Genomic DNA, 25,851 nt, shown 5'->3' on the forward strand with positions numbered 1-25,851 from the left:
CGACAGCCGTCAGCGGCCGTCGGTCCTCGCCGGCGGCGGCGGTCGGGGTCGGGGGCGGTCAGTGGCCGTCGGTCGAACCCGTCGGTCAGTGGCCCGGGGCGCTGGGCATCCGCGTGGGGGTGGCGGGCCCGGGCGAACCGGGTGCCGGCTGCCGCCCGGCCTCGCCCTGCCGCCGGTCGGGGTCACCGCGAACCAGGCGCCGGCCGCGCCCTCGCCGTTGGTCTCGCCGGGCTCGGTGTCCTTCGGGAAGCGGTGGAACGGGGAGCCGTTGACGGTGACCTGCTCGGTGCCGTCGGAGCGGGTGACGGTGCCGAGCAGCGTGCTGTCGACGCCCTTGGCGGTGACGGTGCCGTGGGCTTGCTCGGGCGGCCGGAGCGTCGCGCGGTTACCGTTGCAGTAGGACTCCGGCGGGTTGGTCCCGTCCTGGTCGAAGCGGTGGAGCGTGAGGCCCGCGCTGTCGGTCACGATCGTGCCGAGCCGGGGGTCGTGCGTGACCTGCGGGGTGGCGCCGGCCGGAGACCCGGAACCGCCCGACGCGCTCGGGGTGCACGACCTGCCCGAGCCGGACGACCCGCAGTCGGCCACCGGGGCGGCCGCGGCGCTGCCGGTGGCGGCGGTCCCGGCGGCCCGGCGGGTGCGGGGTCTGCTGCGCATGGGACGCCTCCCGCCTCCGTGAACGGACTGGACAACCTGCTGTACGGACGGTGGCCGTCGCGTGCTCAATCCGGACGGCCCCCGGAATACCCCTGTGGGCATCACGGTTGTCCGGGGCAATGCCTGTGCCGCCACTTCGGAAGGGAAGGATCCGCGAGATGAGCAACACGGTCGAGCTGACCAAGGAGAACTTCGACGACATCGTCCCGGGCCCGGCGGGCAAGGACTTCGTCTTCATCGACTTCTGGGCCGGGTGGTGCGGGCCGTGCCGCCAGTTCGCCCCGGTGTACGAGAAGGCCGCGGAGCGCCACCCGGACCTGGTCTTCGCCAAGGTCGACACCGAGGCCCAGCAGGAGCTGGCCGCCGCGTTCGGCGTCCAGTCGATCCCGACGCTGGCGATCATCCGCGAGGGCGTGCTCGTCTTCTCCCAGGCCGGCGCGCTGCCCGAGCCGGTCTTCGAGGACCTGATCGGCCAGGCCCGCAACCTGGACATGACCGAGGTCAAGCGCAAGGTGGCGGAGGAGCAGGCGGCCGAGGGCCAGGCCTGACACCCGGGTGCTCCACCTCGGTGCCCCTTCCGCAGCGGGAAATCCGGGCGCGTCCGTCCGGTTCGGTGCCTAGAGTCGCCCGTGACGGGGGTCCCACCGCGGAAGGAGCGATTCACGATGAGCACGTTCGTACTGGTTCCCGGGTTCTGGCTCGGGGCCTGGGCCTGGGACGCGGTGGCCGCGCCGCTGCGCGCGGCCGGGCACCGGGTGCACCCGGTCAGCCTGCCGGGGCTGGCGGAACGGGCGGGCGAGCCGGGCGACTTCGGGCTTGAGGAGCACATCGCCGACCTGGCCGAGCTGCTGGTGCGCGAGGACCTGTGGGACGTGGTGCTCGTCGCGCACAGCGGCGCCTGCGCGCCGGTGGGCGGCGTCGCCGACCGGATGCCGGAGCGGATCCGGCGGGTCGTCTACCTGGACAGCGGCCCCATGGTCGACGGCGCCTCGGTCTACGACCTCTGGCAGCCCGACTTCCGGGCCGAGGCCGACGCCACGGCGGTGGACGGCCGCTTGCCGATGCCCTCCTGGGAGTACATGGCCGCCCACGGGACCAGCACCGAGGGCCTGGACGACGCCGCCCTCGCCCGGATCCGCACCCGGCTCACCCCGCACCCGGTCGGGGCCTACCGGGACCCGCTGCGGCTGACCGGCGCCGGATCCGCGCTGCCGCAGGCGCTGGTCTCCTGCTCCCTCCCGCTCGAACAGGTGCGGGCGCTGATCGCGAGCGGGCATCCGTGGTTCGCCGGGATGGACCGGCCCAACTGGGAACTGCGCGAACTGCCCACCGGGCACTGGCCGATGTTCTCCCGCCCCGCCGACACGGCCGCCCTGCTGGCGGAGCTCGCGGCAATCTGAGCCCGTCCGCGTGTTCGCCCGCGCGCGGGCCGCTCCGCGTCGCAGGATGGGGCCCACGCCCGGGGCCGTCCAGAGCGGCCACGACCGGGCGCGACGACGCGAGGCCCGCGAGACACGGAGGACGCGACATGACCAGCAGCACCGCCGAGGAGTACGACGTCATCGTCCTGGGCGCCGGCCCGACCGGGGAGAACGTGGCGGACCGGACGGTCGCCGCGGGCCTGCGCACGGTGATCGTGGAGGCCGAACTGGTCGGCGGCGAGTGCTCGTACTGGGCGTGCATGCCGAGCAAGGCGCTGCTGCGTCCTGCGGCCGCACTGGACGACGCCCGCGCGGTGGGCGGCGCCCGGGAGGCGGTCGGCGACGGACGGCTGGACGCGGCGGCGGTGCTGGCCCGGCGGGACTCCTTCACCTCCCGGTGGAAGGACGACGGCCAGGTGAAGTGGCTCCGGGACACCGGGATCGAGCTGGTCCGCGGCCACGGCCGGCTGGCGGGCGTGCGGACCGTCACGGTGGAGGCGGAGGACGGCGGCGAGCGGGTCCTCACCGCCCGGCACGCCGTCGCGGTGTGCACCGGCAGCCGCCCGGTGCTGCCCTCCGACGTGCCCGGGCTGGCCGAGGCCCACCCGTGGACCAACCGCGAGGCGACCGGCTCGCCGACCGTTCCCGGGCGCCTCGCGGTGGTCGGCGGAGGGGTGGTCGGGGTGGAGATGGCCCGCGCCTGGCGGGCACTGGGCTCCGAGGTGGTGCTGCTGGTGCGCGGCGACGCGCTGCTGCCGCGGATGGAGCCCTTCGCGGGCGAGCTGGTCGCCGAGGGCCTGCGGGAGGCGGGGGTCGACCTGCGCTTCGGCACGGAGGTGTCCTCGCTGGAGCGGGCCGGGGCCGACGGGCCGGTGGTGCTCTCCCTGAACGACGGCGAGCGGCTCACCGAGGGCGAGCGCCTGACCGTCGACGAGGTGCTGTACGCGACCGGACGGGCCCCGCGCACCGCCGACATCGGGCTGGAGCAGGTCGGACTGCGGCCCGGCAGCTGGCTGGACGTGGACGACAGCTGCACGGTGCTGGGCGTGGACGGCGAGTGGCTGTACGCGGCCGGGGACGTCAACCACCGGGCGCTGCTCACCCACCAGGGCAAGTACCAGGCCCGGATCACCGGTGCGGCGATCGCCGCCCGCGCCCAGGGGCGTGCGCTGGACACCTCGCGCTGGGGCGCGCACTCCGCGTCCGCCGACCTGGCCGGCGCGCCCCAGGTGGTGTTCACCCAGCCGGAGGTCGCGGCCGTCGGCCTGACGCTGGCGGCGGCCGAGCGGCTCGGACTGCGGGTCAAGGCCGTCGACCACGAGATCGGCGAGGTCGCCGGGGCCTCGCTCTACGCCGACGACTACCGCGGCCGGGCCCGGGTGGTCTTCGACCTGGACCGGGAGGTGATCGTCGGCGCCTGCCTGGTCGGCCCGGCCGTCGCCGAGCTGCTGCACTCGGCGACCGTCGCGGTGGTCGGTGAGGTGCCGATCGACCGGCTCTGGCACGCCGTCCCCGCCTACCCGACGATCAGCGAGGTGTGGCTGCGGCTGCTGGAGGGCTGCCGGGGGTAGGGACGCTCCCGGGCCGCCCGCGGCCCTGCCGGGGCGCTGCGCCGCGTGGTGCGGCGCAGCGCGGTCCGGCACCGCACCGCGCGGCGAGATGTGCTCGTCGGCGGACGGCGGGACACTGGCGATGGGGCGTGCCGAGGCGCCCCGGGGGGCCGTCCCGGGGGCCGCGCTCGTGATCAGGTGGTGTGAGGCATGACCGAAGTGCTGTTGGCCGTCGGAACCGAGAAGGGCCTCTTTCTCGGCCGCAGCCGCGACCGGCTGGACTGGGAGTTCAGCGGGCCGCACTTCCCGATGAACGCGATCTACTCCGTCTCGATCGACCGCCGCGAGGGGCGGACCAGACTGCTGGTCGGCGCCGACAGCAGCCACTGGGGCCCGTCGGTGTGGCGCTCCGACGACCTCGGCGCCACCTGGCACGAGCCGTCCCGGCCGGCGATCCGCTTCCCGGAGTCCACCGGCGCCTCGCTCACCCGGGTCTGGCAGCTCCAGCCCGCCGGTCCGGAGGCCCCCGGGGTGGTGTACGCGGGCACCGAACCGGCCGCGCTGTTCCGCTCCACCGACGGCGGCGAGACCTTCTCGCTGGTCGAGTCGCTCTGGAACCACCCCCAGCGGCCCGAGTGGGGTGCCGGTTACGGCGGCCAGGGCCTGCACACCGTCCTGACCGACCCGCGCGACCCCCAGCGGCTGCTGGTCGCCGTCTCCAGCGGCGGCGTCTACCGCAGCAAGGACGGCGGCGACAGCTGGTCCCCCTCCAACACCGGCCTGCGCGCCGAGTTCTTCCCGGAGGAGCGGCAGTACCCCGAGTTCGGCCAGTGCGTCCACAAGATCGCCCCGGACCCGGTCCACCCCGACCGGCTCTACCTGCAGAACCACGGCGGCGTGTACCGAAGCGACGACTGGGGCGCGAGCTGGCGCTCCATCGCGGACGGGCTGCCCGCCGAGTTCGGCTTCGCCGTCGCCGCCCATCCGCGCCGGGGCGACACCGCCTACCTCTTCCCGCTCGGCGGCTCGGACGACCGGATCCCGCCCGGCCGCCGCTGCCGGGTCTTCCGCACCACGGACGCCGGCACCAGCTGGGAGCAGCTGGCCAACGGCCTGCCCGGCGAGGACCACTACGGGATCGTGCTGCGCGACGCCCTGCGCACCGACGACGCCGACCCGGCCGGGATCTACTTCGGCAACCGGACCGGCGACGTGTACGGCAGCCGGGACGAGGGCGAGAACTGGTCGCTGCTGGTCTCCCACCTGCCGGACGTGCTCTGCGTCCGGGCGGCGGTGGTCGGCTGAGCCGGTCGCCGCCCCGAACACGCCGTCGAAAACCCGTTGCACCGGACTCCCGGTACTGATGAGCATGGACCGCCGACGAACGAACTCGTGAACGGGGTGGGGCCATGGCCGACGCGGACCGGGTGATCAGGCGGAACGGCGACGGCGTGCCGGTCCTGCGGTACCGGCCGGGCGAGCGGGAGGGGCGGCCCTGGGCCGACCTGCTGGAGGTGCTGGACGGCTCGGCGGACGCGGCGGAGTTCATCCGCGCCGAGCTGCCCGGCTGGGTCGTCTCGGGCCCGCCCGAGCTCGGGCGGCGGCTGCTGGCGCGGGGCGCGACCGCGCTGCGGCACGCCCACACCTACCGGCGCGACCTGCGCGCCGATCCCCCGCCCGCCGACTGGGCCGGGACGCCGCTGCGCGAGGGCCTGCGGGCGGTGCCCTGCGACCGCTCGCCCGAGGAGATGCTGGAGTCCTGGCGGGCCGCCTTCGACCCGGCCCACGTGGACCACTTCCCCGGCGACGACGCCCGGGCCCTCGCCGACCGGATCGGCCCGCTGCTGGCCGGGAAGGTCATCGGCCCGGTGCTGCCCTCCAGCGTGCTGGCCGTGGACGCCGAGGACCGGGTGGTCGCCGCCGCCGTGCTGACCGACCGCGACGGCCTGCCCTGGGTCGCCGAGGTCTTCCGCCACCCGCGGCGCGGCTACCGCGGCCTCGGCGCCGACCTGCTGCGCCGGGCGGTCGCGGACGCCGCCGGACGCGGGCTGGCCGACGTGCACCTGGTGGTGACCGAGGGCAACCCGGCCCGCCGGGTCTACGAGGCCCTGGGCTTCCGGCGGCAGGAGACCTCGCTGACGGTGATCGTGCCGGACAGGTCCTACTAGCGAGGACCTGTCCGGGGGTCGGGCCGCCGCTACGAACGCGGGCCGTGCGCGCCCTCGACGGGGGCGCCGCGGACCACGACCATGGTCAGTCCGACCGCGACCAGCAGCTCCGCCCAGAAGAACGCCGCGTAGTCCAGCAGCGTGCCGATCGGCGGGTTTCCGGGGGCGGCGTTGCGCATGCCGACGAGGGCGAACAGGGTCGCGGCCATCCAGCTCAGCGCGGGCCAGATGATCCCGCGCCGCTGGCGCACGATCAGCCGGGAGGCGAGCAGCACCGCCAGGGCCAGCGCCCACATCGCCGCCATCATGAACCAGACCAGGATGAAGGTGCTGCGGGAGCGGCTGACCCGCTCGGTGACGGCGACGCCGTCGCCCTCGGCCAGCTTCCCGGTCTGCCGGAAGGCGAAGAAGGGATCGCTCTCCTCCAGCCCGATCACCAGGGGCACGGACCGCCCGCCGACGGTGGCCCGGAAGCCGATGACCGTGTTGTAGCGGTCGAAGGGATAGTCCGAGACCCGGCCGTCGAACAGGCTGAAGGTCACCGTGCTGGAGCCGATCTGCTGGCCGGCCGGGTACTTGAGGGTGGTCTGCTCCAGCGAGGTGGTCTCCATCACCACGTCCCCGGACGGCACCAGCGGGTTGTCCGCCAGTTCGAGGGTGCCGTGCGGCTGCACCACGACCTTCGCGGTGACCGTCTGCGCGGCCGCGTCCACCCGCTGGAGCGCCACATGGACCTCCAGGTGGTCCGGTCCGGGCGCGGTGGCACCCGCCACCTGGGCGTGGCCGCGGCTGGAGCGCTCGTCGAAGTAGAGCAGCAGCCCGGCGGCCACCAGCAGCGCGATCGCCACCACCACGGCGTACGCCCGCCAGGGCCGGACGGTCCGCCGGACGGCGCTCACCGTGGTCGCTCGCGCCCGGGCGTGGATCCGGACCCGGGAGCGGGCCGTCGGGCGCGGCGGACGGACCGGCCGGCGCTGCTGCGGCGCCCGGCGCTGCGGTGGCGTGCTCATCGACCCGCTCCCACGGTCGGCGGCGGCATCCGCTGCCGCCCGTCCTGCCAGCGTCGGGACGCCGACGCCCGCCCCGCAACCGGGGCGGGCCGATCGGGGACTCCCCCGGACGCGGAAAACACGCTGGTCGGAGGGGCTGTGTAGGCTCACTGGTCATGGCGAGGGTGACACGGGACGATGTGGCGCGGTTGGCGGGGACGTCCACAGCGGTCGTGAGTTATGTGATCAACGACGGACCGCGGCCGGTGGCGGCGGCCACCCGGGCCAAGGTCCTCGCGGCCGTGGAGGAGCTCGGCTACCGGCCCAACCGGGTCGCCCAGGCGATGGCGCGGCGGCGGACCAACCTGCTCGGGATGGTCGTGCCGGACGCCCGCCAGCCCTTCTTCGCCGGACTGGCGCACGCCGTGGAGCAGGCCGCGACCGAGCACGGCCGGCTGCTGCTGATCGGCAACTCCGACTACGCCGACGAGCGCGAGGCCCACTACATCCGGGCCTTCCTCGGGATGCAGGTGGACGGCCTGATCCTGGTCACCCAGGACCCGGCCACCCCCGGGCTGACCGGCTTCGACTCGGCCGACGGCACCCCGGTCGTCCTGCTGCACCACCGTGCCGAGAGCACCGGGGGCGTGGCCGTGGTGGCGGACGACGAGGGCGGCGCCCGCGAGGTGGTCCGCCACCTGCTCGGCCACGGCCACGCGGAGGTGCACTGCTTCGGCGGCACCCTGGCGCTCAGCCCGCTCGACCCGGTCACCGGTCGGACGGCCGGCTGGGCCGAGGCGCTGGCCGAGGCAGGGCTGTCCACCGAGGGGCGGCTCACCCCGGCGCCCTTCGACCGGGTCCGGGCGCACGCCGAGGCGCTCGCCCTGCTCAGCCGGCCGGACCGGCCGTCCGCCGTCTTCTGCGCCACGGACGACCAGGCGATCGGCCTGCTGCGGGCCGCCGACGACCTGGGCATCCGGGTGCCGGAGGAGCTCGCGGTGGCCGGTTTCGACGACATCGCCGAGGCGGTGATCGCCGGACCGGCGCTGACCACCGTCACCACCGCGCAGGACGAGATGGCCCGGGCCGCGCTGGACCTCGTGCTCGGCGGGCATGAGCGCCGCGCCGCCGGGGCCCGGACCTTCCCGGCCAAGCTGGTGGTGCGGCGCTCCTGCGGCTGCCCGGCCGCTGCTACGCGCTGAGCAACAGCCCCGCGTTTCCGGTCAGTTCAGCTGGAAGACGACCTCGACCGGGTAGTGGTCGCTGGGCGCGGCGGTGTCCGGCCGGCCCGGCGTCCAGCCGGCCTGCGGGTCGAAGTCGACCTTCACGTTGGACATCGAGGTCGGCACCGGGCGGCCGGGGGCGTTGAGGTAGCCGATGTAGTCGAGGTCGTCCCGGTAGTCGGTCGGGAAGGTCTCGACGCCTGCCATGTACTGGCACCAGGAGGAGACCGGGCAGTCCATGGTGGTGCGGGTCTGGGTCGGGTCGGTGGCCGGGGTGCCGAGCACGCCGTTGACGGCGTTCTGGGCGTTGGCGTAGTCGCCGCGGCTCCGGCCGTGGAAGTACTCGACGTTGAGGTCGCCGCCGATCAGCACCGGCGCCCCGCTGCCGACGATGCCGTCGACCCAGGCGCGGATCTCGGCGAGCTGGCCGAGCCGGGTGGACTGGGTGGTGTCGGTGGAGGTGTCGGACTCGTCGGCCTGCAGGTGGGTGCCGACCACCCAGGCGGTGCTGCCGTTCTTGTTCACCCGCACCAGCGCCGCGCCCTTGTTGGCGTGGTAGTCCCAGGTGCCGTAGGTGGAGTTGCTGAAGACGTGGGCGTACTGGGCGGTGATCGGGTACTTGGAGAGGATCATCGTGCCGCCGTTGATGACGAACAGCGAGTTGGAGCAGTTGCCGCTGACACCGGTCCAGCCGCCGCCGGAGCAGACCCCGCCGACCACCGGGGTGCGGTACGGGTAGAGGTCGGCGAGCTCGGCGTTGATGTCGGCGGTCGAGCTGTTGTTGAACTGCTCGTCCAGGACGACCACGTCGGCGTTGTGCTGCCGGACGATCTGCTCGATCACCGGGGTGCGGCGGGCGGCCTGCTCGTTCTGGGTGCTGTCGACGATCGCGGTCCCGAGGTCGACGTTGAACGCGAAGACGGACAGCGTGGTGGGGCTCGCCGCGGTGGCGGCGGCGGCCGTCGGCGCGGTGCCGCCGAACAGCAGTGCGGCGGCGGCCGCCGAGGTGAGGGCGGTGGCCGTGCGACGCGAGAGCATGGGCGTTCTCCTGGGTCCGTCAATCCGATGGGGCCCGGTCGGGCCGGGGTGGCCGGCCGCCGGGGATTGGCGGGGGAACGCTAGCTACTGCCCGGTACTTCGGGAAGAACGGCAGGCGATCAGTTTCGATCGCCCCTGTGGCGACGAGGTGTATGTACAGGTCAGACCGCTGGGCTGACAAGATGTCTGTACACCCTTGCACCGGGCGCCGCAGGCCCGGTGAACTCCCGTCAGCCGTCCGACAGTTCGTCCGCGAGCAGATCCATCAGCAGGTTGTCGTGCCAACTGCCGTCCGGGCCGCGCTCGTACTGGCGCATGGTGCCGACCGGGCGGAAGCCCACCTTGGTGTAGCAGCGGATCGCGGCGGCGTTGTCCGCGGCCGGGTCGATCACCAGCCGGTGGTAGTGGTGGTCGTGCACCAGGTGCCGGGCCATGGTGCGCACGGCGTCGGTGCCCAGGCCCAGGCCGTGCACCGACGGGTCCAGGTAGAGGTCCATCCCGGCGTGCCGGTACTCGTCGTCGTTGTTGGCGTACCACTGGACGGCGCCGACCACCCGGCCGCCGAGGTCGATCGCGAAGGTCTCGGTGTCGGGCGCTTCCAGGTCCTCGGCGACCTCGTCGACCAGGTCGTCACCACCGCGCCAGCGGGCGAACACCTCGGGCGTGCTGCGGATCGCCACCAGCGCCGGGATGTCGTCGGCGGTGGCCGGGCGGAGGGTGACCAGGGTGCCGTGCAGAATCGTCCCCATATGGGGCATGTTGACACGGAACGCCGCCCCGGGCGAGCGATTTGCGCGCCGGGGACGCCGGTCCCGCCCGGGCCACCCGCGCCGCCGCGAGCTATCCGGCGGGGTGCGCCGGGTCGCCCAGCGGGCCGAGCCGGACGGCGGTGACGGAGCTGACGAAGCGGGCGCCGCAGTGGTCGTCGGGCACGACCAGCTGCGGGCCGGCGGAGTCCAGCGGGGCGCCGTCCATGCTGGTGGCGAGAAGGACCCTGCGGCCACCGAAGTCCGGGTCGATCTCGGCCCAGGAGACCACCGCCCGGTGGCCGTCGGCGCCGACCACGTTGAGCAGGAAGCGCAGCCGCTGCTTCGCGCATCTGCGCTCTCCTCATCACGGGGCGCGCCGGAGGAGAAGGCTCGACGCGCCCCGCACCCCGGATTCAAGCAACCCGGCAATCGGGTGGACGACTGGTTCCGGACACCGGCCGCGGGCCCGCGCACTGGATGATCCGACAAGAAGATTCACGGCTGACCGGCTGGCATTTACGATGCGACTGCGCCTCAAGCCATCTCATCTGCGAGCTGACCGGGGGTGACGCACCAATGCGACACCGGGCGAGAGTGAGCGAAAGATGATCGTCGGCGACCTGCTGAACCTCGACGACCTGTCCATCCGACTGGCCTGGGGCACCCCGGACCTGCTCGACCGCCCGGTCACCGGCGTCAGCTCCACCGACCTCCAGGACCCGGCGCGCTACCTCCGGTCCGGCGAACTCGTGCTCACCGGCCTGGTCTGGTGGCAGCCCGCCGACGACTCCGGCGCGCTGCGCTTCGCCACCGCGCTGCGCAGTGCGGGCGTGGCCGCCCTGCTGGCCGGCGAGGGCACCCACGGCAGCATCCCGGACGGCCTGGCCGAGGCCTGCCGCACTCATCGCATCCCGTTGCTCGCGGTGCCCGCCGGGGTGAGCTTCCGGGCCGTCACCGACCGGGTGTACCTACGGCTCTGGGGCGACCTGCGGGCCGGGGCGCGGGACACCGCGGCGATCCCGGAGGCCGTCCGGAGCGAACTGCTCGACCTGGTCCGCACCGAGGCCGGGCCCGGTGAGGTGCTGGCCCACGCGGTCGGCCGGCTCGGGCTGCCGGACTGCACGATCAGCACCGCCGGCGGCCGCCCGATCGCCGGCGGGCCGCCGCCCGCGCCGCCCGCCGGACGGGCCGGTCGCGGCAGGACCGGGCTGCCGGCCGGCCCCCAGGACGGCTCGCCGTTCGACGGCTGGCGGCTGCGCGCCCACCCTCACACCCCCGCCGTGGAGCCCGCGCTGCAGTGCCTGGCCGAGCTGCTCGCTCCGCTCGCCGTCCGCACCCGGGCCGCGGCGGGCGCCCGGCGGCTGGCCGCCGGACGGCTGCTGGACGCGCTGGCCGACGACGGCGGCCTCGCCCAGCCACTGGCGGCCTGCGGGCTGGGCGAGGCCGGGTCACTGGTCGCGGTCACCGCGCGGATCGAGCCCGGCCGGCCCGGCGAGGAGCCGCCGGCCGAATGGGCCGCGCACGCGCTGGCCGAGGCGCTGCACCCGCTGGGCGTGCCGTACGCGGCGGGCACCGACCGCACCGGGGCCGGCACCGCGCTGGTGGCCGCGCCCGCCGACCGCACCGCCGAGCGGCTGCGCCGGGCCCGGCCCGCCCTCCAGGCCGCGCTGACCGGCCGGCGCAGCCTGCGGATCGGCGTCGGCCCGGCCGCGCCGCCCGTCCCGCAGGCGCTGCGCGCCGCACTGGTGCAGGCCCGGTACGTGCTCGCGGGCGCGGCCGGGCCGGTCGGCAGCGCGGCCGAACTGGACTCCCTGGACGGGCTGTTGCGCGGCATCCCGCCCGAGGTCACGGCCGCCTTCCACGCCCGGCTGCTGGCGCCGCTGACCGCCCATGACGCGGAGAACGGCGTCTCGCTGCTGGACACCCTGGCGGTGTTCCTGGACCACGACGGCTCCTGGGCGCGGACGGCAGAGTCGCTGCACATCCACGTCAACACCGTCCACTACCGGATCCGTCGGATCGAGGAGCTGACCGGCCGCAACCTGGCCCGGCTGCGCGACCGGCTGGACCTGCGGGCGGCGCTGCTGTGCGCGCCGGGGGCGGCGGGGACCGCGCGTCGGACCGCGTCGGGCTGAAGCGCCCGGCGCCCGTACCGGGTGCAGACCAGCTCGAAGCGGAAGAATTCTTCGCGGCGGGTGTCGATCCGGCGCCGGCCCGATCGACGCAGGGGTGAGCGGTGGGGACAGGCCCCGCCCGCACGACCGAGGAGTCACCATGCCGCGCTTCATGACGCTGGTCCGCATCGACGAGAACGCCCGTGACGGGTGGGAGCCCGACCCCGGGTTCGAGCAGCGGATGGGGGCGCTGTTCGAGGAGATCACCAGGGCCGGGGTGATGCTGGAGACCGCCGGGCTGACCCCGACCGCCCAGGGCACCCGGGTGACCTGGAACGACGGGAAGGTCGGCTACACCGACGGCCCGTTCACCGAGACCAAGGAGGTCGTCGGCGGCTACGCCATCCTGCAGTGCAAGGACAAGGCGGAGGCGCTGGAGTGGACCCGGCGCTTCCTGCAGACCCACCCGGCGAACTGGCGGGTCGAGGCGGAGGTCCGGCAGATCGACGAGATGCCGCAGCCTCCGCGGTGACCACCGCCGTGGCGTCGTTTGCCTCCCTCTCCGCCGGCTGCTCTGATGGGTGGCCGTGACGGAGAGGGATGCGGCGGCGGCCGTCGAGGCGGTGTTCCGGATCGAGTCCGCCCGGATCATCGCCGCGGTCGCCCGGATCGTGCGGGACGTCGGGATCGCCGAGGAGCTGGCGCAGGACGCGCTGGTGGCCGCGCTGGAACGGTGGCCACGCGACGGCGTCCCGGACAACCCGGGCGCCTGGCTGACCACCACCGCCAAGCGGCGGGCGATCGACCTGGTGCGCCGCCGGGACGTCTACGCCCGCAAACTCGCCGAGGTGGGTCGGTCGCTGGAGGACGCGCCGCCGCCCGAACCGGCGGAGCCGTCCGGGTCGGAGTCCATCGACGACGACCTGCTGCGGCTGATCTTCACCGCCTGCCACCCGGTGCTGTCGGCGCGGGCCCGGATCGCGCTCACCCTGCGGCTGCTCGGCGGGCTGACCACCGCGGAGATCGCCAGGGCCTTCCTGGTCCCGGAACCGACGGTGGCGCAGCGGATCGTCCGGGCGAAGCGCACCCTGGCCGAGGCGCGGGTGCCGTTCGAGGTGCCGTACGGCGCGGACCGGGCCCAGCGGCTGTCCTCGGTGCTGGAGGTCATCTACCTGATCTTCAACGAGGGTTACTCGGCCACCGCCGGGGACGACCTGCTCCGCCCGCAGCTGTGCGAGGACGCGCTGCGGCTCGCCCGGGTGCTGGCCGCACTGGCGCCGGCCGAGCCGGAGGTGCACGGGCTGGCCGCGCTGCTGGAGTTCCAGGCCTCGCGGACGGCGGCCCGCACCGGGCCGGACGGACGGCCGGTGCTGCTGGCCGAGCAGAACCGGGCGCGCTGGGACGGGCTGCTGATCCGGCGCGGCTTCGAGGCGTTCCGGCGGGCGGGCACCGGGCCGTACTCGGTGCAGGCCGCGATCGCCGCCTGCCATGCGGGGGCGCGGCGGTACGAGGACACCGACTGGGCGACGATCGCCGCGCTGTACGGGCGGTTGCTGGCCCTGGCGCCCTCCCCGGTGGTGGCGCTGAACCGGGCGGTGGCCGTCTCGATGGTCGAGGGCCCGGCCGCGGCCCTGGAGTTGGTGGACGCCCTGGCGGCGGAGCCGGCCCTGCGCGACTACCACCTGCTGCCGAGCGTGCGGGGTGATCTGCTGGCCCGGCTGGGGCGGACGGCGGAGGCGCGGGCGGAGTTCGAGCGGGCGGCGGAGCTGACCCGCAACGAGCGGGAGCGGGAGCTGCTGCGGGAACGGGCGGCTTCCCTCCGGGACTAAGGAGTCTCGTCCTGGCGCAGCCGGGCGCTGACCTCGCCGAGGCCCTCGGCGAGGACGGCGAGCTGTTCGCGGGTGAGCACGTCGATCAGCAGCTCGCGCACCAGGGCGACGTGGCCGGGTGCGGCCTGGCGGATCATCTCCCGCCCCTGGTCGGTGAGTTCGGCGATGACGCCGCGTACGTCACTGGGACAGGAGCGGCGGGCGACCAGGCCCATCCGCTCCAGCTGGGTGACCTGGTAGGTCAGTCCGCTCTTGGAGGTGACCAGCTTGTCGGCGAGTTCGGTCATCCGCAGCGAGTCGCCCGGGGCGGCGGACAGGTGGACCAGGATCTCGTACTGCTGGTGGGAGAGGCCGGAGTCCTCCTTGAGCTGGCGCTCCAGCCGCCGGTTCAGCAGGTTGCTCGCGACGACGAAGCCCCGCCAGGCGGCCATCTCGTCCCGGTCGAGCCAGCGGGGTTCGTTCAGTGCGGACATGGGTGAAGCCTACTCCTGTTGTTCAAATTCGAACGAAGGTGTACCGTCGGGGGGTAGAGGTTCAAATTTGAACTACTCGACCCCGGGGCCCCGAGGCCCCCGACCGCCCCCGAGGAGGACGCCATGAGCGCCGCGGCCCCCGAGCGCATGCCCGCCCTGTACCTGTCGCACGGCGCGCCGCCGCTCGCCGACGACCCGATCTGGCCGGGCGAGCTCGCCGCCTGGTCCGCCGGGCTGCCGCGCCCGAAGGCCGTCCTCATGGTGTCCGCCCACTGGGAGGAGGCCCCGCTGGCCGTCGGTGCCGTCACCACCGTCCCGCTGGTGTACGACTTCTGGGGCTTCCCCGAGCACTACTACCGGGTCCGGTACGCCGCCCCCGGCGCCCCGGAGCTCGCCGAGCGCGTGCGCAAGCTGCTGCGCGCCCCCGGCACGCCCGTCCAGGACATCCCCGACCGCGGGCTCGACCACGGCGCGTACGTGCCGCTGGTGGAGATGTTCCCGGAGGCCGACGTCCCGGTGCTGCAGATCTCCATGCCCACCCTGGACCCCCAGCGGCTGCTGGAGATCGGCCGCCGGCTCGCGCCGCTGCGGGACGAGGGCGTGCTGATCATCGGCAGCGGCTTCTTCACCCACAACCTGCGGGCGCTCAGCAGTGACGGCCGGATCAGCTCGGTGATGGCCGAGTTCGACGACTGGGGCAGGCGCGCCCTGGACGCCCACGACCTGGACGCACTGCTCGACTTCGAGCACAAGGCCCCGGCCGGGCGGCTGGCCCACCCGCGCACCGAGCACTTCGCCCCGCTGTTCGTCACCCTCGGTGCCGGCGAGGCCGACCTGGGCAGCCAGCGCAGCGTGATCGACGGGTTCTGGATGGGGCTGGCCAAGCGGTCGATCCAGCTCGGCTGACCGGTTCGGAGCGAACGGCCGGAGCGACCGGCCAGGGCGGACGGCCGGAGCGGACGGCCGGAGCGACCGGCCGGAGCGACCGGCCAGGGCGGACGGTCAGAGCGAACAGCAGGTGAAGCGCTCGCCGATGTGCTCGGGCTGCTCGATCTCGTCCACCAGCGCGACCGCGTAGTCGGGCACGGAGATCCAGCTGCGGCCCTCACCGTCGGTGAGCAGCTGCTCCAGGCCGGTCCGGTAGCGGCCGGTCCGCTCCCCCGGGCCGATCTCGGCGGCCGGGCTGAGCACCGTCCAGCGGATGTCGGTGACCGTCCGGTAGTAGTCCAGCGCCTCGCCGTGGGCGTGCATGATCTGCAGGATCGACTGCGGCAGGCCGGGGGCGTCCCACACCCGCACCCCCGGCGCGGTCTCCAGGCTGCCCGCGCCGCCGACCGCGATCAGCCGGGGCGCGCCGTCGACGAGCGAGCGCAGGCCCTCGACCAGTGAGCGGGCGGCGGGTTCGATCAGCGCCAGGTGGCCCGGGCCGTCGCCGCCGCCCACGGCGCTGACCAGGACGTCCCGGCCGGCCGCCACCCGGGCCACGTCGGCCGGGTCCAGCACGTCGCCGCGTTCCACCGGGGCGGCGTCGCCCCGGTAGCGGTCCGGGTCGCGGACCACCGCGGTGACCTCGTGCCCGCGCGCCACCGCCTCCGCGACGACGGCGCTGCCGATGGTGCCGTTGGCGCCGATCACGGCGATTCTGGCCATGGGGTACCTGCCCTGGTTGCCGGGGGTGGACGCGATGGCGTCGGACACGGTCGATTATCGGCCGGTCCCCCGGCGACGGCCCGGGGGCTCGGCCTGTCGTGTGACGGCCCTTCGGGGCTCAGGCGGCGCCGGTGACGACCCGCTCGGCCCGGCTGCGCTCGACGCACAGCTCGTTGCCCTCCGGGTCGGCCATGGTGACCCAGCCGGTGCCGTCCGGGCGGCGGAGGTCCGCCACCACCGTGGCGCCGAGGGCGACCAGGCGCTCCACCTCCTCGTCCCGGCTGCGGTCCTGCGGCTGGAGGTCGAGGTGGACCCGGTTCTTCACCGACTTGCCCTCGGGCACCCGGATGAAGAGCAGCGAGGCGCCCTCGGAGTTCACCACCGCCTCCCCGTCGCCCGGGTTGTCGTCCTCGCCCAGGGTGCCGTCCAGCGCCTGGGCCCAGAAGGTCGCGAGGGCGTGCGGGTCCGCGCAGTCGATCGTCACGTGCCGTACCAGAGAAGCCATGCGATCACTCTGACCTGTGCCGTTCGGTCACGTCCACCGCTTTCCGGGAGTGCCGGTGGCCGTCCAGCGGGAACTCCGGCGGGAGGGCGGTCAGCAGTTCCTGGAAGACGTAACCGGCCTTCTCCGCCACCCGGCAGGCGGCGGGGTTGTCGACCTGGTGCAGCAGGTCGATCCGGCGCAGGCCGTCCTCGGCGAGGGCGGCGAAGGCCCAGGCGGTGAGCGCCTCCACCGCCCGCGGGGCCACGCCGCGGCCGCGGGCCGGGGCCGCCGTCCAGTAGCCCACCTCGGCCGCCTCCCCGCCCGGGGTCGGGCGCTTGAGCGCCACGTTGGCGACCAGTTCACCGGATTCCAGGACGGCGAAGGAGTAGCGGGTGCCGGCGGCCCGGCCCTCGTACTGGACGCCCAGCCAGTGCGCGGCCTGCTCGGCGTCGGTCACCGGGACGCGGGTGAAACGGCGCAGCGTCTCGTCCCGGTAGACCTCGATCAACGCCGGTGCGTCGGCGTCCTCGAAGGGGCGCAGCAGCAGGCCCTCGGCCGTCGGGTGGGTGGTCACGGTGATGGTCATCGGTGGTCTCCCCCTGGGTTCTGCTCCGCGCGCGGTGATCTCCCTGATGGACGGGCGGCGGCCGCCGCCCGGTTGCGGGCCGGGCTTGACCCTGCCGTTGGCGGCAGGGTCGGAGGCTTCTCCGCATGAGCGAGGAGGACATGGTGGAGCAGCGGGTCGTGGTGGTCACCGGGGCCGGGACGGGCATCGGGCGGGAGACCGCGCGCGCCTTCGCGGCCGAGGGGGCCCGGGTGGTGGCGGTCGGCCGGCGGGCCGAGCCGCTGGCGGAGACGGCGGCCGCGCACCCGGGGCTGATCGAGCCGCTGGTCGCGGACGTCACCGGACCGGACGCCCCGGAGACGATCGTCGGGGCGGCCCTGGAGCGGTACGGGCGGCTCGACGTGCTGGTCAACAACGCCGGCATCGTGCAGAGCGGGCAGACCGTCGGCGGCTACCGGCGGGCGGGCGTCGAGACGCTGCTGGCCACCAACCTGGTCGCCCCGGTGCTGCTCGGACAGGCCGCGGTGCCGGCGCTGGGCGAGAGCCGCGGGGTCGTGGTCAACGTCAGCACGGCCGTGGGGCAGCGCGGCTGGCCGAACAACGCGGTGTACGCGGCGGGCAAGGCGGCGCTGGAGACGATCACCCGCAGCTGGGCGGTGGAGCTGGCGCCGCGCGGCATCCGGGTGGTGGCGGTGGCGCCCGGGGCAATCGACACCCCGATCGGTGAGCACGCCGGATACGGCCCCGAGCAGTCCGCGGCGGTCCGCGCCTGGCAGCTCCGGCACACCCCGCTCGGCCGGATCGGCCGGCCCGCCGAGGTGGCCTGGGCGATCACCCAACTCGCCTCACCGCAGGCCTCGTTCGTGACCGGCGTAGTGTTGCCGGTGGACGGGGGCGCACTGGTGGGCTGAGGAACGGGGGCGCGGTAGGGGTGCTGATCGGCGAACTGGCACGGCGGACGGGCAGCACGGCCCGGGCGCTGCGGCACTACGAGCAGGCCGGGCTGATCGACTCCGAGCGGGCGGCCAACGGCTACCGGGAGTACGGGGAGCCGGCGGTCGTACGGGTGCGCAACATCCGTGCCCTGGTGGCCGCCGGGCTCACCCTGGAGGACCTGCTGCCGCTGCTGGGCTGCCTGGACGGGGACGTCCTCTCCCGGCCGCCGTCCGAACGGGTGCTGAAGATCGCCCGGGAACGCCTGGCGGTGCTGGAGCGCCGAATCGCCGCCCAGACCGAGTCCAGGGACCGGCTGGTCGCGGCGCTGGCGGCGGCCGGAAGCGGGCCGTGGGAAGGCACGCGGGAAGGAACGGGGGAAGGAACGGGGGAAGGAACGGGGGAAGGAACGGGGGAACAGACGGACGGGTGACACCCCCGATCGGGGGTGTGCAGGGAACCGGCCACGGAGGACAGTGGGCGCATGCAGATTCCACTCTCCGTCATGGACTTCCTCGACCGGGCCGAGCTGGTCTACGGCGACCGGGTCGGCATCGTCGACGAGCCGGTGCAGCCGGCCGAATCCTGGGGTGAGCTGAGCTACCGGCGGGTCGCCGAACTCGCCCGGGCCCAGGCCGCCGGGCTGGACCGGCTCGGCGTCGGGCCGGGCGAACGGGTCGCGGTCGTCTCGCACAACTCGGCCCGGCTGCTCACCTCCTTCTTCGGGGTGAGCGGGTACGGCCGGGTGCTGGTGCCGGTCAACTTCCGGCTGCGGGCCGAGGAGGTCGCGTACATCGTCGAGCAGAGCGGCGCCTCCGTCCTGCTGGTCGACCCCGAACTCGCCGACGCGCTGGACGGGGTGGTGGCCAAGCACAAGTTCGTGCTCGGCGCGGACAGCGACGCCCTGCTGTACGACTTCGACAACGCGCCCCGCCGGTACGCGGTCTCCGAGAACGACACCGCCACCATCAACTACACCAGCGGAACCACCGCCCGCCCCAAGGGCGTTCAGGTCACCCACCGCAACGCCTGGCTGAACGCGACGCTGATGGGCCTGCACTACGGCGCGAGCGACAGGGACGTGTACCTGCACACCCTGCCGATGTTCCACGCCAACGGCTGGGGCCTGCCGTTCACGATCACCGGGCTCGGCGGCCGGCACGTCGTGCTTCGCAAGGTGGACGGCGCGGAGATCCTGCGCCGGGTCGAGCGGCACGGGGTGACCTTGCTGTCCGGCGCGCCCGCCGTGGTGCAGATGGTGCTGGACGCGGCCGCCGACTGGGACGGCCCGGTGCCCGGCCGGGACCGGGTGCGGATGATCGTGGCCGGCGCGCCGCCGCCCACCTCGGTGGTGCAGCAGGTCGAGGAGCAGCTGGGCTGGGAGTTCATGCAGCTCTACGGCCTGACCGAGACCGCCCCGATCGTCACGGTCAACCGTTCGCGCGCCGAGTGGGACGCCCTGCCGGCCGCCGAACGGGCCGAGAAGCTGGTGCAGGCCGGCGCCCCGGCGCTGGGCACCCAGCTGCGGGTCGACGCGACCGGCGAGGTGCTGGTGCGCTCCAACACCGTGCTGGACGGCTACTGGCGCCAGCCGGAGGCCACCGCCGAGGCGCTGCGGGACGAGTGGTTCCACACCGGCGACGGCGGCACCCTCACCGACGGCCAACTGACCATCTCGGACCGGAAGAAGGACGTCATCATCAGTGGCGGGGAGAACGTCTCCTCGATCGAGGTGGAGGACTGCCTGTACGGCCACCCGGCGGTGGCCGAGGTGGCGGTGATCGGCGTTCCGCACGAGAAGTGGGGCGAGACGGTCAAGGCGCTGGTGGTGCTCCGGGAGGACCGGGCGGCCGTCACCGAGGCGGAGTTGATCGCCCACTGCAAGCAGCGGCTGGCCGGCTACAAGTCGCCGACCTCGGTGGAGTTCCGGGAGGCACTGCCCCGGACGGCCACCGGGAAGCTGCAGAAGTTCCGGCTGCGCGAGCCGTACTGGAGCGGGCGGGAGCGCCAGGTCAACTAGTGCCTGTCCGGGGGGCCTGTCCGGGGGGGCCTGTCCGGGGGGGCCTGTCCGGGGGGCCTGTCCGGGGGGCCGGCCGGGTGGGGTGTCAGCGGGACTTCGCCCTGCCGGGGCCGGCCTCCAGGTAGCTCCGCATGCCGAGCTCCCGGTCCTCGGTGGCGAGCAGCCCGGTGAACAGCCGCCGTTCGAGGGCCGGACCGGTCACGAGGTCCGCCTCCAGCCCCTGGTCCACGGCCGCCTTGGCCGCGCGCAGCGCGTGGGACGGGCCCGGCAGGGGCTGCACCGGCTCGGGGTGGCCGGGACGGCCTTCCCGTGGTGCACGCACAGGAACGCCGGCAGCGAGCGGACCTTGGGCGCGCGGGCTCACCGACCTTCCGTCGGCCGTCTCGATGTCGACCGGTCCGAGAATGCGGAACGGCATCACTTCACCCCTGTTCGGACGATTCCCCGTCAGGGCTTCCACGCGAATGCATGCCCGGTGACGCGAGCCTGCCAACCAGGTGGCGGCAGGTGTCGGGCCGAGGGGGGCGTCCGGCCTCAGCGCGTCCGGACCTGGCCGGGAGGCCGGGAGGCCGGTTCCAGCAGACCGGACTCCCGGGCGGCGATCGCGAGTTCGGTGCGGTTCCGGACACCGAGCTTGTGCATCGCGGACTTGAGGTAGCCGGTCACGGTGTTGCAGGTGAGGCCCAGGTGGGCGGCGATCTCCGGGTTGGTGCGGCCGGTCGCCGCCCAGCGCAGCACCTCGTGCTCGCGCGGGGTCAACGGCCTGTCAGGGACGACCGGTCGGGGCTCCTCGCCGCTCCAGGCCGCGGCCCCGGCGAGTGCCCGGGTGGCCGCCGCCGCCAGCTTGCCGACGGCGGAGATCCGGACGTCGCCGAACGGCACGACGGTGCGCAGCGAGGCGTAGACCACGCCGTGCACCGTACCGCCGTGCAGCAGCGGGACGGTGAGCATCGCGTACAGGTCCTCGGCGGTGACGGCGTCGTCGTAGTGGTGCGAAATCGTCGTCGCCGCACGGTAGTCGGACACCCAGGTGGGCGCGCGCTCGGCCAGCGCCCGGCCGCCGAGGCCCAGTCCGGACGGGACGGCGACGTCGTGCAGCAGATCGGCCCGGGTGCCCGCCCAGTGGCGCAGCACCATACCGCCGTCGTTCCGGCCGCGGGCCGCCCCGCCGGGCAGCGGCTCGGGCACGCCGACCAGGCCGACATCGGCGCCGCACTCGGCCACCACCCGGCGGGCGAGGTCGCCGAGCACGGCGTCCCGGACCAGCTCGGCGGCCCGCACGGCGAGTTCGGGGTCCTCGGCCCGCGTGGCGAGTTCGGGGGCCTCGGCGCGCGCGGCGGCGCGGGTGTCCGGACACGCGGCACGGGTGTCCGGACGCGCGGCGCCGTCGACGGGTCGCGCAGCGGTGAGGGTGTCCGCAGCCCTGGTCATCGCGGAATTGTCACATGCGGTGGGTCCGGTGGCGAGAGGCCTGACGTGCGTGTTTCGTGGAGTGGCGGGCACCGGTGCCGGGCTCGGCGTAGGGTGCGGCGGCGGACCGCCGGCGGGTGGCAACCGCTCTCGACCGGAGGGAAAGCCGATGACCGACCCGAACCCCGCGGGCGACGTCCTGCGCGGCCTGCTGGCCGACCTGCGGGCCGAGAGCGCCGTCCTGGACGCGCTGGTGGCAGCCCTGCCGCCCGACGACTGGGCCGGGCCCACCCCGGCCGAGGGCTGGACGGTCGCCCACCAGATCGCCCACCTGGCCTGGACCGACGACTGGACGGCACTGGCCGCCCGCGACCCGGAGGGCTTCACCGCGGCGCTCGGCGGCGGCTTCACCGCCCTGCTGGCCGCCGGGGCCGACCCGGTCGAGGAGGGCGCCCGGGAGGGTGCGGCCGCCGACCCCGCCGCCCTGCTCGCCCGCTGGCGCACCGGCCGGGCCGAGGTGCAGGCCGCGCTGGCCGCCGCCCCGGCGGACGTCCGGCTGCCCTGGTTCGGCCCGCCGATGAAGCCCGCCTCGATGGCGACCGCCCGGCTGATGGAGACCTGGGCGCACGGCCAGGACGTCGCGGACGCGCTCGGCGTGACCCGGGAGCCCACCTCCCGGCTGCGTCACATCGCCCACCTGGGCCTGCGCACCCTCGGCTTCGCCTTCGCGGCCCACGGGCTGCCCGCGCCGGAGCACCCGGTGCGGCTCGAACTGACCGCCCCCGACGGCAGCACCTGGGCCTTCGGCCCGGCCGACGCGGCGGACGTGGTGACCGGCCCGGCCCTCGACTTCTGCCTGCTGGTGACCCAGCGCCGCCACCGCGACGACCTGGCCCTCACCGCCACCGGCCCGGTCGCCACCGCCTGGCTGCCGATCGCCCAGGCCTTCGCCGGGCCCCCCGGCAAGGGTCGGGCGGCGGCCTCCGGCACCTGAACGGCCCGGGGCGGGTCGTCACAGGGGGCGGTCACGCTGTTCTCCGAAGTTCCGAAGTTCCGAAGTTCTCCGCCGTTCTCCGAAGTTCTCCGAACCGCACCGCGACCGCTACCACGTGCGGCACGTCCGGAAGTTCGGTGATGCCATGCGCATTCCCGATCCGTTCGACTTCGAGCTGGACCTGAGCGGGCTCGTGCGCCACCCCGACCGAACGGCGCCGCCGCTCACAGGCCGATCCGCAGCGGAGTGAGCCGGGTGGCGACCAGGTTGGTGGCGCCGCGGTCGCGCTCGACGTGGCCGTGGACCAACAGGCCCGCCCGGTCCAGGGCGGTGCGGCGCTGGGACTCCCAGACCGGGCGGTTGCAGATCACGTTGATCAGGCCGGTCTCGTCCTCCAGGCTGAGGAAGAGCACCCCGCCGGCCGTCGGCGGCCGCTGCCGGTGGGTGACCAGGCCGCCGACCACCACCGCCGTTCCCGCTGGTACGTCCGGGAGTTGGTCGGCGCGGAGCGCGCCGCCGCGGTCCAGGTGGGCGCGCAGGTGCTGGAGCGGGTGGCTGGTGGCGGAGGTGCCGGTGGCCCACAGGTCGGCGATGGTCTCCTCGACCGGGCTCATGCCGGGCAGTTCGGGCGCCTCGGCGCCGGGGGTCGTGCCGGGGAGCAGCTCGGCCGAGATCCCGGCGAACGCCCCTGCTGCCCAGAGTGCCTGACGTCGCGTCATGTCGAAGCAGTCGAAGGCGCCGGCCGTCGCCAGCGCCTCCAGGGCGGGTGCGGGCAGGCCGGTGCGACGGGCGAAGTCCTCCAGGTCGGCGTACGGCTGTCCGGCCGCGATCGCCTCGGCCTGCGGGGTGCCGATGCCGCGCACCGTCTCCAGGCCGAGCCTGATGGCGGGTTGCGGGCGGCCGGCGGTCAGCGGCGGCGCGGGGGTCGGGCCCCGGTACGGCTCCAGGGTGGGGCGCGGGCCGCTGGCGTTGACGTCCACCCCGCGCACCCGGACGCCGTGCCGCCGCGCGTCCGCGACCAGGCTGAGCGGCGAGTAGAAGCCCATCGGCTGGTTGGCCAGCAGGGCGCAGGTGAAGGCCGCCGGGAAGTGGTACTTGAGCCAGGCGCTGGCGTACACCAGGTAGGCGAAGCTGATCGCATGGCTCTCCGGGAAGCCGTAGTTGGAGAAGGCCTCGATCTTGCCGTAGACGTCCTCGGCCACCTCGGGCGGGATGCCGCGCTCGGCCATCCCGGTGAGCAGCCGGTCGCGCAGCCGGGCGACCCGCTCGTGCGAGCGTTTGGCGCCCATCGCCTGGCGCAGCCGGTCGGCCTCGGACGGGGTGAACCCGGCGCAGTCGATGGCGAGTTGCATCATCTGCTCCTGGAACAGCGGCACCCCGAGGGTCTTGCCGAGGGCGTTCTCCATCAGCGGGTGGGGGCAGCCGGGCGGCTCCACCCCGGCACGGCGGCGCAGGTACGGGTGGACGGAGCCGCCCTGGATCGGGCCGGGCCGGATCAGCGCGACCTCGACCACCAGGTCGTAGAAGTGGTCGGGCTTGAGCCGGGGCAGGGTCGCCATCTGCGCCCGGGACTCGACCTGGAACACCCCGACGGTGTCGGCCCGGCGCAGCATCGCGTACACGCCCTTGTCGTCGTCCGGGATGGTGGCCAGGTCGTAGTGCAGGCCGTGGTGTTCGGCGATCAGGTCGCAGGCGTCGTGCAGCGCGGCGAGCATGCCGAGGCCCAGCAGGTCGATCTTCACCAGTCCGGCGCCGGCGATCGACTCCTTGTCCCACTGCAGCACGGAACGCCCGGGCATCCGGGCCCACTCGGTCGGGCAGATCTCCCCGATCGGCTCCTTGGTGAGCACCATGCCGCCCGAGTGGATGCCCAGGTGGCGTGGCAGGCCGTGGAGTTGGGTGGCGAGCGAGAGCACGTCGGCGGGGATGACGGCGTCCGCGCCGGGGGCGGAGCGGAAGTCGGTCTGCCGGCTGAAGGCGTCCACCTGCCCCTGCGGGTAGCCGAGCACCCGGGCGGCGTCGCGGATCGCCAGCCGGGGCCGGTAGGTGATCACGTTGGCGACCTGGGCGGCGTGCTCGCGCCCGTAGCGGCGGTAGACGTACTGGATGACCTCCTCGCGGCGGCGGTTCTCGATGTCCAGGTCGATGTCGGGCGGCCCGTCCCGGGCAGTGGAGAGGAAGCGTTCGAACAGCAGCTTGTAGTGGATCGGGTCGACGGCGGTGATCCCGAGGGCGTAGCAGACCGCCGAGTTGGCGGCCGAGCCGCGGCCCTGGCACCAGATGTCCTGGCTCCGGCAGAAGTCCACGATGTCGTGCACGATCAGGAAGTAGCCGGCCAGGTCGAGGTCCTCGATCACGTCCAGTTCCTTGCCGAGCTGGCGACGGGCGGCGGCGTTGCCGGGGCCGAAGCGGGCCGGGCCGCCGGCTGCGACCAGGGCGCGCAGGTGGCCGATCTCGGTCTCGCCCTCGGGGACGGGGTAGCCCGGCAGTTCCGGGTCCAGCTTGGCGAAGTCGAAGGCGCAGGCCCGGCCGAGTTCGGCGGTGGCCCGCTGCACGCCGGGGAAACGGGCCAGTCGGGCGGCCATCTCGCGGCCCGAGCGCAGGTGCGCGGTGCCGGCCGCCCGCGTCCAGCCGACCGCCTCCTGGAGGGTGCGGCGCTCGTGCAGGGCGGCCAGGGTCTGCGCGAGGCGGCCCTGGGCGGGGCCGGCGTGGTGGGCGTTGGTGGAGGCGACGACGGGCAGCCGCAGTTCGGCGGCGAGCGCGGCGAGGGCGTCGTTGCGGCGGTCGTCGCCGGGCAGCCACTGGTCGATCAGCTCGACGTGGACGTTCTCGGGGCCGAACGCCTCGGTGAGGGCGCGCAGTCGCCGCCGCGCCTCGTCCCGGTCGGGCAGCGCGGCCGGGACCCGGCCGAGCCGGCAGCCGGTGAGCACCGCCCAGTGGCCGTCGTGCGCCCCGGCGAGCTCGGCGAGGTCGTACGCCGGGCGGCCCTTGGCGCCGCCGGCCAGTTGGGCGGCGGCGATCGCGGCGGAGAGGCGGCGGTAGCCGGCCGGGTCGCGGGCGAGGATCAGCAGGTGTTCGGTGTCGTGCCCGGTGTCCTGTCCGGTGCCGCGTCCGGTGCCGCGTCCGGCGTCGCGTCCGGTGTCGCCTGCGCGGCTGATCGTCAGTTCGGCGCCGAACGCGGTGGCCACGCCCGTCCCCCGGGCGGCGCCGGCGAGCCGCACGGCGCCGTACAGGCCGTCGTGGTCGGTGATCGCCAGGGTCTCCACGCCCAGCCGGGCCGCCTCGGCCACCAGGTCCTCCGGGTCGCTGGCGCCGTCCAGGAAGCTGAAGGCGGAGTGGACGTGCAGTTCGGCCCAGGGTTCGGCGTTCTCGGCCCTGGTGGCGGGGGATTCCTCGGCGGCTGAGGGTCCCTCGGCGGCTGGAGGCTTCTCGGCGGGGCGGCGCAGCGGGACGACCGTGCGGTCCGGCGCGGCGCCGGTCATCCGGCGGTGCAGCTCGTTCCAGGGGATGGTGGGGTGGCTGGTGAAGCCCATCGGGGGTTGCCTTCGTCGTTCTCGTGCTCGTCCTGCTCCCCCCTGCCACGGGTT

The 25,851-nt window shown here is 74.7% G+C and carries 26 protein-coding genes; 14 read left to right on the forward strand and 12 right to left on the reverse strand.

Annotated features, from left to right (window positions below; all coding sequences use genetic code 11):
* Nucleotides 1–9 precede the first annotated feature (9 nt).
* Nucleotides 10–654, reverse strand: a complete 645-nt coding sequence (locus tag ACIRVF_RS34115) for a hypothetical protein (RefSeq protein WP_402826725.1) — start codon at nucleotides 652–654, stop codon at nucleotides 10–12.
* Between the two features lie 119 nt (nucleotides 655–773).
* On the opposite strand from ACIRVF_RS34115, the gene ACIRVF_RS34120 reads away from it, so the two are divergent.
* From ACIRVF_RS34120 to ACIRVF_RS34140, 5 genes are all read left to right on the forward strand, one after another.
* Nucleotides 774–1,202 (forward strand): thioredoxin family protein, encoded by a 429-nt coding sequence (locus ACIRVF_RS34120; protein WP_402826728.1) that lies wholly within the window; start codon nucleotides 774–776, stop codon nucleotides 1,200–1,202.
* Nucleotides 1,203–1,319: 117 nt separating this feature from the next.
* Entirely contained in the window at nucleotides 1,320–2,054 is a 735-nt protein-coding gene (locus tag ACIRVF_RS34125; protein ID WP_402826731.1) for an alpha/beta fold hydrolase, read from the forward strand.
* A gap of 128 nt (nucleotides 2,055–2,182) precedes the next feature.
* Entirely contained in the window at nucleotides 2,183–3,646 is a 1,464-nt protein-coding gene (locus ACIRVF_RS34130) for a dihydrolipoyl dehydrogenase family protein (RefSeq protein ID WP_402826734.1), read from the forward strand.
* Nucleotides 3,647–3,835: 189 nt separating this feature from the next.
* Nucleotides 3,836–4,930 carry a WD40/YVTN/BNR-like repeat-containing protein gene (locus ACIRVF_RS34135; protein ID WP_402826737.1) on the forward strand — a complete coding sequence of 365 codons (1,095 nt, stop codon included), beginning with the start codon at nucleotides 3,836–3,838 and terminating at the stop codon, nucleotides 4,928–4,930.
* A gap of 104 nt (nucleotides 4,931–5,034) precedes the next feature.
* The gene (locus ACIRVF_RS34140; protein WP_402826740.1) at nucleotides 5,035–5,793 is read left to right on the forward strand and encodes a GNAT family N-acetyltransferase; all 759 of its coding nucleotides are present in this window, start codon (nucleotides 5,035–5,037) and stop codon (nucleotides 5,791–5,793) included.
* 29 nt (nucleotides 5,794–5,822) lie between these two features.
* On the opposite strand, the gene ACIRVF_RS34145 is transcribed toward ACIRVF_RS34140, so the two are convergent.
* Entirely contained in the window at nucleotides 5,823–6,803 is a 981-nt protein-coding gene (locus ACIRVF_RS34145) for a DUF4436 family protein (RefSeq protein WP_402826743.1), read from the reverse strand.
* A 155-nt stretch (nucleotides 6,804–6,958) separates the two neighbouring features.
* On the opposite strand from ACIRVF_RS34145, the gene ACIRVF_RS34150 reads away from it, so the two are divergent.
* Nucleotides 6,959–7,984, forward strand: a complete 1,026-nt coding sequence (locus ACIRVF_RS34150; RefSeq protein WP_402826746.1) for a LacI family DNA-binding transcriptional regulator — start codon at nucleotides 6,959–6,961, stop codon at nucleotides 7,982–7,984.
* A gap of 21 nt (nucleotides 7,985–8,005) precedes the next feature.
* On the opposite strand, the gene ACIRVF_RS34155 is transcribed toward ACIRVF_RS34150, so the two are convergent.
* The 3 genes from ACIRVF_RS34155 to ACIRVF_RS34165 all read right to left on the reverse strand — a co-directional run bounded on the left by ACIRVF_RS34155 (nucleotide 8,006) and on the right by ACIRVF_RS34165 (nucleotide 10,108).
* On the reverse strand, nucleotides 8,006–9,043 hold the full coding sequence (locus tag ACIRVF_RS34155; RefSeq protein WP_402826749.1) for an endonuclease/exonuclease/phosphatase family protein: 1,038 nt from the start codon (nucleotides 9,041–9,043) through the stop codon (nucleotides 8,006–8,008).
* A 230-nt stretch (nucleotides 9,044–9,273) separates the two neighbouring features.
* A complete protein-coding gene (locus ACIRVF_RS34160; RefSeq protein ID WP_402826752.1) occupies nucleotides 9,274–9,792 on the reverse strand; it encodes a GNAT family N-acetyltransferase in 519 nt (172 codons plus the stop codon).
* A gap of 91 nt (nucleotides 9,793–9,883) precedes the next feature.
* Nucleotides 9,884–10,108, reverse strand: a complete 225-nt coding sequence (locus ACIRVF_RS34165) for a hypothetical protein (RefSeq protein WP_402826755.1) — start codon at nucleotides 10,106–10,108, stop codon at nucleotides 9,884–9,886.
* Between the two features lie 289 nt (nucleotides 10,109–10,397).
* On the opposite strand from ACIRVF_RS34165, the gene ACIRVF_RS34170 reads away from it, so the two are divergent.
* From ACIRVF_RS34170 to ACIRVF_RS34180, 3 genes are all read left to right on the forward strand, one after another.
* Nucleotides 10,398–11,927 (forward strand): PucR family transcriptional regulator, encoded by a 1,530-nt coding sequence (locus ACIRVF_RS34170; protein ID WP_402826758.1) that lies wholly within the window; start codon nucleotides 10,398–10,400, stop codon nucleotides 11,925–11,927.
* Between the two features lie 139 nt (nucleotides 11,928–12,066).
* Nucleotides 12,067–12,438 carry a YciI family protein gene (locus ACIRVF_RS34175; protein ID WP_402826761.1) on the forward strand — a complete coding sequence of 124 codons (372 nt, stop codon included), beginning with the start codon at nucleotides 12,067–12,069 and terminating at the stop codon, nucleotides 12,436–12,438.
* Between the two features lie 55 nt (nucleotides 12,439–12,493).
* On the forward strand, nucleotides 12,494–13,735 hold the full coding sequence (locus ACIRVF_RS34180) for an RNA polymerase sigma factor (RefSeq protein WP_402826764.1): 1,242 nt from the start codon (nucleotides 12,494–12,496) through the stop codon (nucleotides 13,733–13,735).
* On the opposite strand, the gene ACIRVF_RS34185 is transcribed toward ACIRVF_RS34180, so the two are convergent.
* Nucleotides 13,732–14,199 carry a MarR family winged helix-turn-helix transcriptional regulator gene (locus ACIRVF_RS34185; RefSeq protein WP_402826988.1) on the reverse strand — a complete coding sequence of 156 codons (468 nt, stop codon included), beginning with the start codon at nucleotides 14,197–14,199 and terminating at the stop codon, nucleotides 13,732–13,734. The genes ACIRVF_RS34180 and ACIRVF_RS34185 overlap by 4 nt on opposite strands.
* 132 nt (nucleotides 14,200–14,331) lie before the next feature.
* Here ACIRVF_RS34185 and ACIRVF_RS34190 point away from each other — a divergent pair, with 132 nt between their 5' ends.
* Nucleotides 14,332–15,114, forward strand: coding sequence for a dioxygenase (locus ACIRVF_RS34190; RefSeq protein ID WP_402826767.1), 783 nt, complete (start codon nucleotides 14,332–14,334; stop codon nucleotides 15,112–15,114).
* A 96-nt stretch (nucleotides 15,115–15,210) separates the two neighbouring features.
* On the opposite strand, the gene ACIRVF_RS34195 is transcribed toward ACIRVF_RS34190, so the two are convergent.
* From ACIRVF_RS34195 to ACIRVF_RS34205, 3 genes are all read right to left on the reverse strand, one after another.
* Complete coding sequence (locus tag ACIRVF_RS34195; protein ID WP_402826991.1) at nucleotides 15,211–15,858, reverse strand: NAD(P)-dependent oxidoreductase; 648 nt, start codon at nucleotides 15,856–15,858, stop codon at nucleotides 15,211–15,213.
* 118 nt (nucleotides 15,859–15,976) lie between these two features.
* Nucleotides 15,977–16,363 carry a VOC family protein gene (locus tag ACIRVF_RS34200; protein ID WP_402826770.1) on the reverse strand — a complete coding sequence of 129 codons (387 nt, stop codon included), beginning with the start codon at nucleotides 16,361–16,363 and terminating at the stop codon, nucleotides 15,977–15,979.
* Nucleotides 16,364–16,367: 4 nt separating this feature from the next.
* Nucleotides 16,368–16,928 carry a GNAT family N-acetyltransferase gene (locus tag ACIRVF_RS34205; RefSeq protein WP_402826773.1) on the reverse strand — a complete coding sequence of 187 codons (561 nt, stop codon included), beginning with the start codon at nucleotides 16,926–16,928 and terminating at the stop codon, nucleotides 16,368–16,370.
* A gap of 125 nt (nucleotides 16,929–17,053) precedes the next feature.
* On the opposite strand from ACIRVF_RS34205, the gene ACIRVF_RS34210 reads away from it, so the two are divergent.
* Genes ACIRVF_RS34210 through ACIRVF_RS34220 form a run of 3 tightly spaced genes read left to right on the forward strand, consistent with a single transcriptional unit; the run spans nucleotide 17,054 to nucleotide 19,860 of the window.
* Complete coding sequence (locus ACIRVF_RS34210) at nucleotides 17,054–17,818, forward strand: SDR family NAD(P)-dependent oxidoreductase (protein ID WP_402826776.1); 765 nt, start codon at nucleotides 17,054–17,056, stop codon at nucleotides 17,816–17,818.
* Between the two features lie 20 nt (nucleotides 17,819–17,838).
* Nucleotides 17,839–18,273, forward strand: coding sequence for a MerR family transcriptional regulator (locus tag ACIRVF_RS34215; RefSeq protein ID WP_402826779.1), 435 nt, complete (start codon nucleotides 17,839–17,841; stop codon nucleotides 18,271–18,273).
* Between the two features lie 51 nt (nucleotides 18,274–18,324).
* Nucleotides 18,325–19,860 carry an AMP-binding protein gene (locus ACIRVF_RS34220; RefSeq protein ID WP_402826782.1) on the forward strand — a complete coding sequence of 512 codons (1,536 nt, stop codon included), beginning with the start codon at nucleotides 18,325–18,327 and terminating at the stop codon, nucleotides 19,858–19,860.
* Nucleotides 19,861–19,945: 85 nt separating this feature from the next.
* Here ACIRVF_RS34220 and ACIRVF_RS34225 read toward each other — a convergent pair whose 3' ends face one another.
* Together ACIRVF_RS34225 and ACIRVF_RS34230 are read right to left on the reverse strand one after the other, a co-directional pair.
* Nucleotides 19,946–20,140: a hypothetical protein gene (locus ACIRVF_RS34225; protein WP_402826785.1), complete on the reverse strand. Its 195-nt coding sequence runs from the start codon at nucleotides 20,138–20,140 to the stop codon at nucleotides 19,946–19,948.
* 254 nt (nucleotides 20,141–20,394) lie between these two features.
* Entirely contained in the window at nucleotides 20,395–21,291 is an 897-nt protein-coding gene (locus ACIRVF_RS34230) for a LuxR C-terminal-related transcriptional regulator (protein ID WP_402826788.1), read from the reverse strand.
* A 148-nt stretch (nucleotides 21,292–21,439) separates the two neighbouring features.
* Between ACIRVF_RS34230 and ACIRVF_RS34235 the strand changes: the two genes are divergently transcribed.
* Nucleotides 21,440–22,264: a TIGR03084 family metal-binding protein gene (locus tag ACIRVF_RS34235; protein WP_402826791.1), complete on the forward strand. Its 825-nt coding sequence runs from the start codon at nucleotides 21,440–21,442 to the stop codon at nucleotides 22,262–22,264.
* 224 nt (nucleotides 22,265–22,488) lie between these two features.
* On the opposite strand, the gene ACIRVF_RS34240 is transcribed toward ACIRVF_RS34235, so the two are convergent.
* Entirely contained in the window at nucleotides 22,489–25,797 is a 3,309-nt protein-coding gene (locus ACIRVF_RS34240) for an error-prone DNA polymerase (protein ID WP_402826794.1), read from the reverse strand.
* Between the last annotated feature and the right edge of the window lie 54 nt (nucleotides 25,798–25,851).

This window comes from Kitasatospora sp. NPDC101157 (assembly GCF_044768255.1).
GTDB lineage: Bacteria > Actinomycetota > Actinomycetes > Streptomycetales > Streptomycetaceae > Kitasatospora.

Coding starts and splice junctions, on each gene's coding strand:
- ACIRVF_RS34115 (WP_402826725.1), bottom strand. CDS start 654: ATGCGCAGCAGACCCCGCACCCGCCGGGCCGCCGGGACCGCCGCCACC.
- ACIRVF_RS34120 (WP_402826728.1), top strand. CDS start 774: ATGCCTGTGCCGCCACTTCGGAAGGGAAGGATCCGCGAGATGAGCAAC.
- ACIRVF_RS34125 (WP_402826731.1), top strand. CDS start 1,320: ATGAGCACGTTCGTACTGGTTCCCGGGTTCTGGCTCGGGGCCTGGGCC.
- ACIRVF_RS34130 (WP_402826734.1), top strand. CDS start 2,183: ATGACCAGCAGCACCGCCGAGGAGTACGACGTCATCGTCCTGGGCGCC.
- ACIRVF_RS34135 (WP_402826737.1), top strand. CDS start 3,836: ATGACCGAAGTGCTGTTGGCCGTCGGAACCGAGAAGGGCCTCTTTCTC.
- ACIRVF_RS34140 (WP_402826740.1), top strand. CDS start 5,035: ATGGCCGACGCGGACCGGGTGATCAGGCGGAACGGCGACGGCGTGCCG.
- ACIRVF_RS34145 (WP_402826743.1), bottom strand. CDS start 6,803: ATGAGCACGCCACCGCAGCGCCGGGCGCCGCAGCAGCGCCGGCCGGTC.
- ACIRVF_RS34150 (WP_402826746.1), top strand. CDS start 6,959: ATGGCGAGGGTGACACGGGACGATGTGGCGCGGTTGGCGGGGACGTCC.
- ACIRVF_RS34155 (WP_402826749.1), bottom strand. CDS start 9,043: ATGCTCTCGCGTCGCACGGCCACCGCCCTCACCTCGGCGGCCGCCGCC.
- ACIRVF_RS34160 (WP_402826752.1), bottom strand. CDS start 9,792: ATGGGGACGATTCTGCACGGCACCCTGGTCACCCTCCGCCCGGCCACC.
- ACIRVF_RS34170 (WP_402826758.1), top strand. CDS start 10,398: ATGATCGTCGGCGACCTGCTGAACCTCGACGACCTGTCCATCCGACTG.
- ACIRVF_RS34175 (WP_402826761.1), top strand. CDS start 12,067: ATGCCGCGCTTCATGACGCTGGTCCGCATCGACGAGAACGCCCGTGAC.
- ACIRVF_RS34190 (WP_402826767.1), top strand. CDS start 14,332: ATGAGCGCCGCGGCCCCCGAGCGCATGCCCGCCCTGTACCTGTCGCAC.
- ACIRVF_RS34195 (WP_402826991.1), bottom strand. CDS start 15,858: ATGGCCAGAATCGCCGTGATCGGCGCCAACGGCACCATCGGCAGCGCC.
- ACIRVF_RS34200 (WP_402826770.1), bottom strand. CDS start 16,363: ATGGCTTCTCTGGTACGGCACGTGACGATCGACTGCGCGGACCCGCAC.
- ACIRVF_RS34205 (WP_402826773.1), bottom strand. CDS start 16,928: ATGACCATCACCGTGACCACCCACCCGACGGCCGAGGGCCTGCTGCTG.
- ACIRVF_RS34210 (WP_402826776.1), top strand. CDS start 17,054: ATGAGCGAGGAGGACATGGTGGAGCAGCGGGTCGTGGTGGTCACCGGG.
- ACIRVF_RS34220 (WP_402826782.1), top strand. CDS start 18,325: ATGCAGATTCCACTCTCCGTCATGGACTTCCTCGACCGGGCCGAGCTG.
- ACIRVF_RS34230 (WP_402826788.1), bottom strand. CDS start 21,291: ATGACCAGGGCTGCGGACACCCTCACCGCTGCGCGACCCGTCGACGGC.
- ACIRVF_RS34235 (WP_402826791.1), top strand. CDS start 21,440: ATGACCGACCCGAACCCCGCGGGCGACGTCCTGCGCGGCCTGCTGGCC.
- ACIRVF_RS34240 (WP_402826794.1), bottom strand. CDS start 25,797: ATGGGCTTCACCAGCCACCCCACCATCCCCTGGAACGAGCTGCACCGC.